Origin of the sequence: Candidatus Pseudoscillospira sp. SGI.172, assembly GCF_050313575.1 — a bacterium.
In the GTDB taxonomy this organism is placed as follows: Bacteria; Bacillota; Clostridia; order Oscillospirales; family Oscillospiraceae; genus Vermiculatibacterium.
The window spans coordinates 131,822-143,267 of sequence record NZ_JBNPLQ010000001.1; the positions used below are offsets into that span (position 1 = coordinate 131,822).

Consider the following 11,446-nt stretch of genomic DNA (forward strand, 5'->3'; position numbering starts at 1 on the left):
GTTCGCCCCCCTATCTACTCGCGTATGATTGCATAGTGACGTTCACGGACGCGACAAGCAGGTTTCCCCGGTTGTCGTACCGCTCCAAGGAATTTGAAAGCTTTGTAATGACCCATTTGTTTGTTCCGTAGGCTTTTGGCCCGATCACAAGGCGGTGAACCTCTCCGCGGCGCATAGCTTGAAGCAGTTTCGATACCTCTTTGATCGGGTTTACTCCCAAGTACACGGAAAAGAACATGGTAAAAGTCATGCTTTCAACGTCCGTTCCTGTAAACTCCAAAAGCGGCTCTTTCAAGTGCCGTTCATGGGTCGAATACTTCGCCGCGCTGTCCCATTTCAGGCCGTCAAAGGTTTTCACCGCCTGCCGGGAAACATAAAAGGTGAAGTCGCCCCAGCTTCCGATTGTTGCCACTCTATATCCCTCCAATCACGAACCCGTCGCCGTCGTCCGTCGGAATATAAATGCAAAGCACGTAATCACCCGGCGACGGTAGCCACGGGCTGATTGTGACGTTGTGCGCGTGGGTTTCAAACGCCGCGTCGCCGCTTCCGCCGCCCTTTTCTTCCGTCTGCTGTGTTACGTCTTTTGCTGGGATAAAAGGCGGGCTTTTTATCACTTTCAGTTCGCCGGAAACAATCGTTTTCCCCTTATCTTTGAATGTGACGCGGGCCGTGCGCGCCGCCGCATTGACAGACGAAACCCAGCCCGTTCGCACAATATTTTTCAAAATTGTAAGATCGTTCATTAGTAGTCCTCCAGCACCCGGCGCAACGTAATGTCTGTTTTGTACCCGCTCCGCGACACGGTATGCGTCGCCGTTTCGATGATGTATTTCCCGTCAAACGCGCCGTACCCGGAAACCAGCACCGTGATTCCCGCGGCCAGCCGCGCGTCCCCGGCAAGGCTGAACGACGCTTTGAATTCCTCTTTGTTCTTCTGCCGTAAACGCTTCATTGCGAGTTGCCGGGCTTCTTCGCGGCTCGAAACCTTTTCGTTGATCTCCAGCACCTGCCCGCTTTCGTCCGCGTCCCGCGGCGTGTAAGTATATTCAATGGTCGTCGCCGTCGTCGGGTCCGTATAGGAAACGTGGCAACTGCTGTATGATACGTCGTGCAAGCTGGTGGAAAAGGACCACCGGGAAACGTCCGCCGCGCCGCGTTTGATCGTCCGTACCGCGTCTTTCTGCTCATAAGCCGCCGCGTCAAACAGAACGATCATTTTTGCGGTGACTTTCAGGGAGATTCCCGCGTTTTTGCAAAGGCGCTGTAAAAACGTGATGTCCGATTCCTGCATTTGCTCTTTCCGCGTGTAAAACGGGTCAAACGCTGATTCAAACATACAGGCAAGCCCGTTCGTTCCTGCAATCTCATTTGCAAGGGCTGAAAGGGTGATTTTTTCCCACGCCTTTGTTTTTTTCTGCGTCCGAATAGTGGAAGAATAGGGGATTGACCCGGCCTTGATGGTCGCTTTCGCGGGTGGGCCGCTCCCGTTCACGGTGTCAACCTCGAAAACGCCGCAATCAAGAACCCGGTCTTTCCCTGTTGAATCCCAATTCTTTTGAACGATTACCGCGGAAATTTCCGCGCCCTTTGACGCGGAGGGCGTGTTAAGCCAGTTTCCCAGCCACACGCCCTCCCGGTCGTCAAGGGATAGTTGCAAATCATCCGTTTTATCTTCTTCGTTGTCCGTATAGGTCAGCGAAAGAAGATGTTTATTGATGTCTGCCGAAATGTCCACGCCCTCAAAAATCAGGCGCACAATGGTTCTCCGCGCGTTCATGCCGTCCCCCTCTTCCACGGCGGCAACTCCGCCGAAACCCGCGTGTCAGGGTCGGGAATGTCCAGCACGATACCCGCGGGGAAAACAAAAAGACGGCGGTATTTCGGATTTTGCTTGATGATCTTGTCGGTGTAAGCTTCGTCGCCTAACGTTTTATAGGCGATTCCGTCCCACATATCCCCGGCAATCGTGGTGTATTTAGTCATACTGCCGCCGCCTTTCGTCGTCCTCCTGTTGCCGTTGCTTTTCGTCGATCTTGTCCAGCAATTCTTCGTCATGCTTCCGCAACAGTTCTTCAATGTCCTCTGCCTGTGCTTCGCTCCCCACATGGAAAACGGGCGCGCTGTGAACCACGATTGACGATTGACGCGCACCCGCCGCAACCGACGGGGCCGCAACACTGGGGGCCGTGGCCCCTGCATAGGCGAGTTGCAGGGAGGGAATACCCACCCCCGCTCGAATGGTGTTTACTGTGTTTGCGAGATTGCGGAAAATGCTCCCCGTTTCCGCCGCGTTAAAGACGGTACGGTTCCGGGCATTCGTCACAAGTTCCGCGCCCGCTTCGCCTGCAATGAACGTGTCGGGCGTGTTCTTTGTGCCTTTTGCAAACGTGGGAATCAGCGGGATATTGATTCCCTTTCCGCCGATTCCGGGGACCCAATCGGGAATTTTCAGCTTGTTCAAGCCGGAAATAACCCCGTTGATAAGGCCGATAATGCCATTCAATACGCCGCTTGCAATGCTTTTCAGCGATTCCCAAACGCCGCTGAATATGCTTTTCACGCCCTCCCATACACGGGACCAATCCCCGGTAAAGATTCCCGCGAATATGTCCACAACGCCTTTAATTGCGGTCAGCACGCCGGAGACAACGCCCCGGATGGTTTCAAGTCCTACGCTGATAATGTTTTGAATCGTCGGCATAAGGAATTGAATTACCTGCATGATCGCCGTTGCAATGGTCTGAACAACGGTCCAGATTCCTTGTAGCACTTCCGCGATTGTCGGTGCCCACTCCGCGAACGCCTGCGCGATTTGCGGAAGCACCGTTTCAACAATGAATGTAAATAGCTGTTCGACAATCGGGCGAATGTAGGTGTTCACAAACTCAATGAACCCCGAAAGGATATTCCATAGGGTTTGAATAACTGTGATTGCCCCATCAATAACGCCCGTCGCTTCCTCTCCGAAAAGGTTTATCAGGAAGTCACGTGCGCCGCCTAAATTGCCGTCCGTAAAAATGCCCTTGATAGTGTTTCCGATATTCGTTACCGCCGCAACCACCTTGTCAAAGACAACCAGCCCGGCTTCTCCGAATACCCGTCCGACAACCTCGCGTACCTTGTCGAGATTGTCACGGAGGATTTGCACCGCCGAAATAATCAGCGTAATTACGCCGACGACGGGAAGAATCTTCCCAAGAATGCCACCGAACGGCCCCAAAATAGCGCCGCCCAGCTTTTTCAGCGGGCCGAAAAGGGATGTTACCTTTCCGATTCCGCTTCCGATCACACTCCCGATTTTCCCAAGGGGTCCCGCCGCGATTGCGGTTCCGGCCTTGCCGAATATGCCCGTAATCTTCCCGGCCACCCCGGTAAATGTCCGCGTCGCAACGCCGCCGATTCCCGAAAACAGCTTCGAGAATACGCCGCCCGCCGCGCCGCCTGCCTTTGCAAACAGATTCCCGATTTTTGTTCCGCTGAACATCTGCCCGAACGCGCGGCCTACGCCGCCCGCCGCGCTTCCGATTCCTCCGAAATACCCGGTTATACTCTTTGCAATGCCTTTGACCTTGCTGGAAAAACTCATTGCTTCCACACTTGCAAGCGCGGTTTTCCCTTTGAAGAGGGCAAGCACCTTTTGAATCGTCAGCACTCCGCCTTTCAGTTCAAGGAATCCCAGCTTTGCCGTTAGGGTCGCCGCCTTAAATGCCAAAAGCCCGGCGGTTACTTTCACGATCTGCCGGACCAATTCCGGGTTTTCGTTGATAAATTCCGCCAGCTTTGAAACAAGTTCCGCGGCCTTTTCCGCTCCCTCCGTGAATGTCGGTAACAATGCGTCGCCCAGCGCGATTTGCAGGCCCTCAACAGCGGATTTCAAAAGGGTAACTTTGCCGTTGAAGTTGTCCAGCTTGATCTGTGCCATTCGTTCAGCCGCGCCCGCGGCATTGTTGACCGAATCGGACAACTTTTGAAAATCCGCGTCGCTTGCGTTCACGATTGCCAGCATACCTGCAAAGGATTCTTTGCCGAAAATAGCCGTTGCCGCCGCCACCTGTTCAGATTCGGAAAGCCCACCCAAACTGCTACGGAGGTTATCGACGACTTCGCGGAATGTTTTCATGCTCCCGTCCGCGTTCGTCAGACTGATTCCGTATTTATCCATATAGGTTTTCATTTGCTTTGTGGGCTTCGCCATGTTCGCAAGGGCGGTTTTCAGCGATGTTCCGGCGGTTTCCGCCTTAATGGACGCGTTCGCCATAAGGCCAATGCCAAGGGATATATCTTCCACGGAATACCCCAAAGCGCCCGCGACGGGGGCAACCTTTTGGAATGTTGCGCCCATCATAGAAACGTTGGTGTTTGCGTTGCTGGAAGCTTGCGCGAGAACGTCAGCAAATCGGCCTGCGTCCTCCGCCGTCATGTTGAAAGCGGTTAGTGCGTCCGTTACGATGTCCGAAACCATGCCTAAATCTTCACCGGAAGCGGCGGCAAGGTTCATAATGCCCGGCAATCCGCCCAGCATTTGATCGGTTTTCCAGCCCGCCATAGCCATATATTCAAGGGCTTTTCCGGCTTCAACGGCTGTAAACTGCGTTGTTGCGCCCATACGTTTAGCTTCGTTTGCAAGCCGCGTCATGTCCGCCACCGTAGCCCCCGAAATGGCCTTAACAGTTGACATTTGCGCTTCAAACTCTGCCGCTTTTTTTACAGGCCCGGCGTAAATCGCCGTTCCAAGCGCCGCAAGGGTCCCGACGGTCCCGACAAGCTGGGTTTTCGTTTTGGAAATCGCTTCGTTGTTCTTCTCAATCGCCGCGTTGACCTTTGCCAATTCCTCTTGACTTTGCTTTACCTTGTCGTAGGTTTTGGCCAGCCGTTCGTTCTCTGCGCTCAAATTCGAGGTATTAACGCCCGCGTCTGCGAGTTCAGAACCCAACGATTCCAGCCGCTTTTCCTGTGTTTCGATTTTGGCGGTGGTTGCCGCAATCTGCTTTTCGTTCTTTGCAAGCTTTTCCCGCAATTCGTCTGTCGGTCCCTCTGTTTCGCTGATCTCCTTTTGGAGTTTTTCATGCTCTGCGGTCAGGTTCGCCAGCTTCTTGCGGTTGGATTCAAGGGCGGTTTCCTGCTTTTTATAAGCGTCGATTTTCCCGGTGATGGAATTCAGCTTTGAAAGGCTGTTTTGCATTTGCTTTGTGGTGTTCAGTGCGGTATTAAATGCCGCGTTGAAATTGCCGCCCAAAGCCGCTTGCAGTTTGAAAAGCAATTCATATTCTTTTCGCCCAGCCAATTCATCACCCCTCTTTCTGTCGCTTTTGCTCCGCGGTGGCGGCGTTTATGTCCTGAATCCACGCCGTAATTTCCGTCATGTTCATATCAAGCCAAAAATTGACGGGTGTAAAAGTCGCCTGCGCGAGTTTGAAGCACTCACGCCGCCACCATCGGGCCGGGCCGCTTAATAGCCCGTGTCGATTAAAAAACCCCGCGCCGCGTTGGTAATACGGTTGAAATCCTTAATCGGCAAAGCGTCCATAACGTCGCTACCGATTCCCGCGGCCTTTGCCGCCATCTTCGCTTGAAAACTCCGGGAAATTTCGGGCGCAAGGGCGTATTCGTTGTTCATCTGCATTTCGGTTTCGATAGAAACCATGTCCCGGCCCGTCAAACGCTCAAAGTCGAATGTCAGGGCGGTATAAGTAACGCCCGCATACTCGAAAGGCTTTTTGAAAACGTGCGTATAAACGCCCGTGTCGCCCTCTGTGGGCTGTTCTGCGGCCTGCGCGGTGTTTACCCGCTCGACGGTTTCCGCGTTGTCTGCGGGCCGCTCTGCGTCGTTCTGACGGTCAAATTTCTTGTTCTCGCTCATTTTTAATTCCTCCGACTTATTTTTGAATGAAGCAGATACAGAAAAGGGCATAAGAAAGCCCAGCAGGGGGGACCCCTGCCGGGCCTTACGCCTTGCCCAACGCCTTACGCACGTCGGCCAGATAATCAACGCCGTTCACAAAGTAAACGAAATTGAGAATATCAATTTCCAGCTTCTTCACGCCGTCGATGTAGGTTGCGAAATAGGTTGCCGCGTATTCGCCGGAAGCTTCCGCGGAAGCGGCGGGGGCCAGCTTGCCGGGGGCAAACTTCGTCGGCGTAACCATGAGAACGTGCTTTACGGCCTGCTGAACGAATTTGCCCGCGGAATTGTCCCAATACTGCTGGGCGGCGCGGAGATCAAGCTGGTGATTGCGGGGTTCCGCAAGCTTGATTGCGTCCGCCGTGACAGAACGGAAATTCAGCGTCAGGGTCATTGCTTCGATGTGGCCCACGAATGCGCCGTTGAATGCGCCGGAAATGCCCGCGCCCTTGACCTCTTCCGTGATCTGCGAAATTTCGGGAAGCGTCACTTCCGCCATTCCGTAAAACTCCGTCGCGTCCTCGTAGACGGCAAAGTTTACAGTACCGTTATCAACTTTCATGTCTGCTTACCTCCTTACGCCGCCAGCGCCGCGGACACGTATTCCGCGTCGTACTCCAGCACGAATTCCAGTTCCTTTGCGGGGCTGGGCGGGGTCATGTAGATATGGAAAACAGCCTTGCCCGCCATAAGCGCGGTCGTGCTGTTTTCTTCCTCCTTGAATTCGACGCGTCCGCCCAGCAACTTTTCTTCGTTGGTAAGGCCGTTCAGCCAGATATTCACGGAATCAACAATGCTGTCGATCAGGCGGCGCGTCATTTTCTTGTCAACCTTGCTCCAATAACTGAGAACAAGGGTGTTCGCAACCCAGCCGAACATACGGGAAATGCAGATGAAGTAATTCTTCACGTCCGTATCGGCGGGGAAACAGGCCGTTTCATTGCCCCAAAGGACATAACCGCCAATGAGATTCAGCGCGGTTACAATGCCGTTGCTGTTCAGATAGTTTGCCTGCTGGAGATCCAGCAGAATAACCGTACCGTCGGCAAGAACGGCGCTGTCGATCTGCAAGGACTTGTTCGACGGGCTTTCCGCCGGGCAACCGCCGTTGTCCGAATCGGTCGCGCCCATGCGCCCCGCGGCCTGCGTGGACAAATGAAAAACGCGGTCGCCCAGCTTGACCAAAGGCCAGCAGACGATCTGCGTTTTGCTGTTGATGTTATTAGCTTTCTTCCACGCGGGAACGTCCGCATAGTGCTTCACGGTTTCCGCGTCCGCGTCGATCAGGGCTTTTCCCTCGAAAACGCCGTTGATGTTCGCGGCCTTTGCCGCCATGACCGCCGCTACGGTGGATTTGTCGGACCATCCGGGGGCAAGAATCAGGTCGGCGACGATTCCATATTTCGGGAAAACCTTGTCAATCAGTTCAAGGCCGGAATACTTCTTCGTGCTGGTGTCAAAACCGCCGATGATGTCGTTTTCGGTGATTTTGGAGGGGTCCACCGCGTCAAACGTGACCGTCAGTTCACCCGTGTTCTCCGGGATTTTGCCGCCCTCCAGCACTTCAAGAATCAGGTTTTCGCCCTCATAGAAAAGGTCGAAATCTGTTCCGACGGTGTAGGTGGACACTTTGACGGTGTCTTTCAGGGCTTCGAGGGGAAGAAGAACCTTGCCGTCGTTGATCGGGTAGTTCTGTTCCGCAACGCTCTTCTTGTGCTTTGCGGGGTCCAGAACGTTTACGAACACGACGGGGGCAACGCCGTAAAGCTTAAACTGCGAATAGATCGCTTCGCATACGGTGTAATTCGCCCAATCGTCGCTATAACCCAAAGCGGCGACGGCTTCCCCGTAGTTCTGGCACATGATCGGTTCATTCACGGCCCCGCCTACAGTGTGCGCGGGGGCCGCGCCCACGACAAAGGCAACGCCGGAATCAGCCGCTACCGGGGTAGTAACCGACGTGTCGGCCTGTCTGGTGGTTACGCCATGCTCGAAATTTGCCATTTTTTAGACCTCCTTATTGCCGCGCATTGCCGAAACAATGTCGGTGTAATACTTGTGCGCAATGTTGCCGGGCGTTTTCACCTTAACGGAGAAAGCGGCCAGCTTGCTTGCCGGAACAATCAGCTTGTCGATTTGCGGGTATTCCTCCAGCACGTCCGCAAGGTAGGCTTTCACGTCCTCGCGCGTGCCGTTGAATACCGCGTTTTCTTTCAGCCGTCCGCGGGGGAGGGACGGCCCGGCATAAACGAACAGGTCGTACCCCTGCGGCTCTTCCTGCGCGCTCTCTGCGGCGTTCTCCGCGGGGGTGGTGTTGTCGTCCCCGGCTCCGCCGTCGGCGCTTCCTGCGCCGTCTGTGGCGCTCTCTGCGGCGTTCTCCGCAGGGGTGGTGTTGTTACCCTCCGCGCCGTCGTCGGCGCTTCCTGCGCCGTCTGTGTCGCTCTCTGCGGCGTTCTCCGCAGGGGTGGTGTTGTTACCCTCCGCGCCGTCGTCGGTGCTTCCTGCGCCGTCTGTGGCGCTCTCTGCGGTGTTCTCCGCGGGGGTGGTGTTGTTACCCTCCGTTCCGTCGTTGGTGCCCGTGGGCGCGCTGTCGGCGGTCAGGGCGGCGGCTTCCGCTTCTCGCTCTGCGTCGTTGTATGCTTCCAGCGCGGCGACGATCTGCGCTTTCGTCATGCTGTCGTCGGCTTCAACGCCGTTTTCGGCGGCAATCTCCAGCAACTCCGCTTTCGTCATGTTGGTTTTGAAAACTACTGCCATATTTTTTGAACCTCACTTTCGATAATCGGCATAGTCCATTCGGTCATCATTTCCCCCAAATAGTAAGGGGCGGTGCTGTCCGGGTACACAATCATTTCAAGGGGCGGTTTCAGCATGAACCGTTCCCCGATAATGCCATCACGCAAAAGGGCGACGCGAATTCGGGTCAGCAGATTTAGAACGCACATTGCGCCCTCGCTTTCATCTTCCGAATAGGTCGCGGCGACAATGCGGACCATACAGGCGCTTTCCGGGCGTTGCCCCGGTTCCTGCGTGTCGGTGCTTTTGATGTACTGCAACAGCAAATACGGGATTCGCTCAATCTTCGCGCTTTTGGTGGGAAGCCGCATTTTATAGACTTCCGCCGGGCGCTCTTTGTGATCTCCGCTTTTGCGGTCCACTCGAACGGGCAAAAGAATATCTTTTGTTTCGCGCTTCACGAAATCTTCCAGCGCGTCTAAAAGTTCCAAAGGTGTCATTTCTTATCCTCCGTACCCGTTCAGAATTCGGGTGATTTCATGCTCGATTCGGTTATTCACAACGGTTTGGGCTTTTTCCTCCACCTGTTCAAGAACAACACTGTTTGCCGCCATTTGTGCGGTAGACGGCCCCATGAATTCCGTGATCGGAAGCCGCGCCGTTCCGTCGCGCTCGAACATTCCCGTATGCCCGCTTTTCATCTTCGCAATGAAAGCTTGTTCAAACGGGGTCCGCCCGTTGTCTTTCATCACCGCCGCCGAAACGGTCGCGTGCTGAACAGGCAGGGTGGGGGAAACGTTGAAGCGGTAAAGCGGGATTTTATACCCGGCAAACGATACGGTCCCAATAATGCCGCCGTCGCTTTGTTTTGTCCGAACGTTGATCGTTGTTTCGGCCCGGATATTCTGCCGCGTAATTGCGTAAACCTCCGAAATTCCTTTGATTGCTTCCGCCCTTACGGTGTTATTCGCCCTTTGGATAACGCTTTTCAGGGCTTTTTCAACGCCATTCGGGACCCCGGAAAGAATCAGGTTCACCCGCTCGATTTGCTCGTTTGTTATCTCAATCATTCGGTCAACATCTCCAAATAAAGCACAACTTCCCCGGCTTCCGGGTGTACCTTTGAGATTTGGTAAATGTGGTCGCCGATCTCAACATTCAAGCCCTTTCGGGGGATTGTTTTCAGCAGGGAAAGCGGCGCATACATGACAAGATCGACAAGAACCAAACCGTCTACATGGTCCGTAGACGGTTTGGTTCTGTCCTGCGCTCCGCCGTCGTCGATGATAACGGGGCCTTTGTAACGTATGCCGTCAATCCAAAATTCCAAAACGTCGGCGTGTTCGGCGCTGTTGTGAAATACTGCTTTTAAGTCCCGCTCCAACTGTTCTTTGAACCCGAAACCCATTACAGGACGTGGGCAACAAACCAGCTGTTTACCTCATGGGGAACGGTCAGCGGCTTGCTGTTGATCTGCAAGAAACGGCGGTCGGGGCGGCGCTCCACCCAAGTCTGCGGCACCTTGTCGCCCTCCACGGTGGCAAACGCTTTGCCCTCTTCGGGAATCATGGTGATAGCGCCGTAGTAAATGGAGAAGTCCGCTTCCGTAGACAGCAGGGCCAGCGCGCCGTCGGGAACAATAGGCTTGTTCTCCGGGGCTTCGGGGGCGGTCCAGTCGTCAAGATACCATTCGTTGTACTGGTAAATATCCATTCCCAGCTTGTGAATGGTGCCGATGTAGGTAAGGCCGTTGGGCAGTTCGCGGGGCTTGATAACCGCGAGGTCATAAGCCTTAATGTCCAGCACGTCCTTGACCTTTGCGTTGTTGACGAACGCGTTTGCGACGTTCTTTGCCATAATGCAGATATTGCAGTTGACAAAGCCCTCTTTCTGCACGGTTTCGCGCCAGCGTTCGAGGTCGGCCAGCGGGTCAGCGTCAGCGCCGTTCCATTTCAGGCCGGGGGTAACGATGGTTTCGGTGTTCGTGAAATTGAAGTCGATCACTTCGTTCAGGCCCTCGCCGATAATGGGAATCTGCCCGGTGAAAATGGAGGTTGCGGCCATCCACTCTTCGCGGCGAACGATCATTTCGTTCAGTTCGCGCAGGTCGTCGGCCAGCTTCTCAACGGCGCGTTCCGCGGGGGTCCTGCCGCTGTACGGGTTTTCGCCCGCGGCCCGCTCCAGCAGGTCGTCAACGGTCGTGATCTTGTTGGGGGCCAGCAGAACGGGGGTGTAAGTCATCGTCTGATAGCCGCTGTTGAGAACGGTTTTTCCGCCCACTTTCGGATGGACGAACGGGGCAAGGGCGCGCCCGCCCTTTTTGAAATCAACGTCAATACTCTTCGTATTGAACGTGCGACGGTTCTTAAAGAACGTATCGCGGAAAAAGGTATGCACAGGCGGCATACGGGTAATGAGTTTCCCCAGCGTGCGGGGGGTGTAAATATCGGTCTGGATAGACATTCTTGTTTCCTCCCTCTTACTTCAAATAAATTCCCAGCTTGCGGAAAGCGGGTTTCAGGGCTTCCACGGTCACGCCGTCAGGCAGGGTCAGCGCGTCAGCGAAAAATTCGCCGGACAGGTAGCACACAACGCCGCCGTCGGTGGAATCGTCGGCGGCAATGCCGTGCAAATCCGCCATCCCGGCGGAAGTTGCTTCGCTGATACCCTCCGCGGTCTTAATGACGGGGGCATACTTGCGGACGGTCGCGCCGCTCTTCACGTCCCCAGCTTCGGTTACAACGGGAAATTCGCCCGCGAACACATTTACGGGGGTGTGGCTGTCTTTCTGAATCTCGTACATGA

General features: G+C 54.8%; 14 protein-coding genes. All 14 read right to left on the reverse strand.

Going from position 1 to position 11,446, the window contains the following annotated elements; all coding sequences use genetic code 11:
* Positions 1-10: 10 nt before the first annotated feature.
* Positions 11-412, reverse strand: a complete 402-nt coding sequence (locus tag ACQRD3_RS00735) for a phage tail protein (RefSeq protein WP_235255283.1) — start codon at positions 410-412, stop codon at positions 11-13.
* 1 nt (position 413) lies between these two features.
* Positions 414-746: a hypothetical protein gene (locus ACQRD3_RS00740; protein ID WP_427779174.1), complete on the reverse strand. Its 333-nt coding sequence runs from the start codon at positions 744-746 to the stop codon at positions 414-416.
* Positions 746-1,798 (reverse strand): phage late control D family protein, encoded by a 1,053-nt coding sequence (locus tag ACQRD3_RS00745; protein WP_427779175.1) that lies wholly within the window; start codon positions 1,796-1,798, stop codon positions 746-748. The genes ACQRD3_RS00740 and ACQRD3_RS00745 overlap by 1 nt, the downstream gene beginning before the upstream one ends.
* On the reverse strand, positions 1,777-1,986 hold the full coding sequence (locus tag ACQRD3_RS00750; protein ID WP_235255276.1) for a tail protein X: 210 nt from the start codon (positions 1,984-1,986) through the stop codon (positions 1,777-1,779). The genes ACQRD3_RS00745 and ACQRD3_RS00750 overlap by 22 nt, the downstream gene beginning before the upstream one ends.
* Entirely contained in the window at positions 1,979-5,287 is a 3,309-nt protein-coding gene (locus ACQRD3_RS00755; RefSeq protein WP_427779177.1) for a phage tail tape measure protein, read from the reverse strand. The genes ACQRD3_RS00750 and ACQRD3_RS00755 overlap by 8 nt, the downstream gene beginning before the upstream one ends.
* Positions 5,288-5,452: 165 nt before the next feature.
* Entirely contained in the window at positions 5,453-5,863 is a 411-nt protein-coding gene (locus tag ACQRD3_RS00760; RefSeq protein ID WP_427779179.1) for a phage tail assembly protein, read from the reverse strand.
* 85 nt (positions 5,864-5,948) lie between these two features.
* The gene (locus tag ACQRD3_RS00765; protein ID WP_235255268.1) at positions 5,949-6,467 is read right to left on the reverse strand and encodes a phage major tail tube protein; all 519 of its coding nucleotides are present in this window, start codon (positions 6,465-6,467) and stop codon (positions 5,949-5,951) included.
* A gap of 14 nt (positions 6,468-6,481) precedes the next feature.
* A complete protein-coding gene (locus ACQRD3_RS00770) occupies positions 6,482-7,909 on the reverse strand; it encodes a phage tail sheath family protein (protein WP_427779181.1) in 1,428 nt (475 codons plus the stop codon).
* Positions 7,910-7,912: 3 nt separating this feature from the next.
* A complete protein-coding gene (locus ACQRD3_RS00775; RefSeq protein ID WP_427779183.1) occupies positions 7,913-8,662 on the reverse strand; it encodes a hypothetical protein in 750 nt (249 codons plus the stop codon).
* A complete protein-coding gene (locus tag ACQRD3_RS00780) occupies positions 8,653-9,141 on the reverse strand; it encodes a hypothetical protein (RefSeq protein ID WP_427779185.1) in 489 nt (162 codons plus the stop codon). Before ACQRD3_RS00780 ends, ACQRD3_RS00775 begins: the two co-directional genes overlap by 10 nt.
* A 3-nt stretch (positions 9,142-9,144) precedes the next feature.
* Positions 9,145-9,711, reverse strand: coding sequence for a phage tail protein (locus ACQRD3_RS00785; protein ID WP_427779187.1), 567 nt, complete (start codon positions 9,709-9,711; stop codon positions 9,145-9,147).
* Positions 9,708-10,049: a hypothetical protein gene (locus ACQRD3_RS00790; protein ID WP_427779188.1), complete on the reverse strand. Its 342-nt coding sequence runs from the start codon at positions 10,047-10,049 to the stop codon at positions 9,708-9,710. The genes ACQRD3_RS00785 and ACQRD3_RS00790 overlap by 4 nt, the downstream gene beginning before the upstream one ends.
* Complete coding sequence (locus ACQRD3_RS00795) at positions 10,049-11,104, reverse strand: major capsid protein (RefSeq protein ID WP_427779190.1); 1,056 nt, start codon at positions 11,102-11,104, stop codon at positions 10,049-10,051. The genes ACQRD3_RS00790 and ACQRD3_RS00795 overlap by 1 nt, the downstream gene beginning before the upstream one ends.
* 16 nt (positions 11,105-11,120) lie before the next feature.
* The gene (locus tag ACQRD3_RS00800; RefSeq protein WP_427779192.1) at positions 11,121-11,444 is read right to left on the reverse strand and encodes a hypothetical protein; all 324 of its coding nucleotides are present in this window, start codon (positions 11,442-11,444) and stop codon (positions 11,121-11,123) included.
* Between the last annotated feature and the right edge of the window lie 2 nt (positions 11,445-11,446).

Excerpts from the sequence above, each read along its gene's own strand:
- ACQRD3_RS00740 (WP_427779174.1), bottom strand. The coding sequence starts at position 746 with ATGAACGATCTTACAATTTTGAAAAATATTGTGCGAACGGGCTGGGTT.
- ACQRD3_RS00750 (WP_235255276.1), bottom strand. The coding sequence starts at position 1,986 with ATGACTAAATACACCACGATTGCCGGGGATATGTGGGACGGAATCGCC.
- ACQRD3_RS00760 (WP_427779179.1), bottom strand. The coding sequence starts at position 5,863 with ATGAGCGAGAACAAGAAATTTGACCGTCAGAACGACGCAGAGCGGCCC.
- ACQRD3_RS00765 (WP_235255268.1), bottom strand. The coding sequence starts at position 6,467 with ATGAAAGTTGATAACGGTACTGTAAACTTTGCCGTCTACGAGGACGCG.
- ACQRD3_RS00770 (WP_427779181.1), bottom strand. The coding sequence starts at position 7,909 with ATGGCAAATTTCGAGCATGGCGTAACCACCAGACAGGCCGACACGTCG.
- ACQRD3_RS00775 (WP_427779183.1), bottom strand. The coding sequence starts at position 8,662 with ATGGCAGTAGTTTTCAAAACCAACATGACGAAAGCGGAGTTGCTGGAG.
- ACQRD3_RS00780 (WP_427779185.1), bottom strand. The coding sequence starts at position 9,141 with ATGACACCTTTGGAACTTTTAGACGCGCTGGAAGATTTCGTGAAGCGC.
- ACQRD3_RS00785 (WP_427779187.1), bottom strand. The coding sequence starts at position 9,711 with ATGATTGAGATAACAAACGAGCAAATCGAGCGGGTGAACCTGATTCTT.
- ACQRD3_RS00790 (WP_427779188.1), bottom strand. The coding sequence starts at position 10,049 with ATGGGTTTCGGGTTCAAAGAACAGTTGGAGCGGGACTTAAAAGCAGTA.
- ACQRD3_RS00795 (WP_427779190.1), bottom strand. The coding sequence starts at position 11,104 with ATGTCTATCCAGACCGATATTTACACCCCCCGCACGCTGGGGAAACTC.
- ACQRD3_RS00800 (WP_427779192.1), bottom strand. The coding sequence starts at position 11,444 with ATGTACGAGATTCAGAAAGACAGCCACACCCCCGTAAATGTGTTCGCG.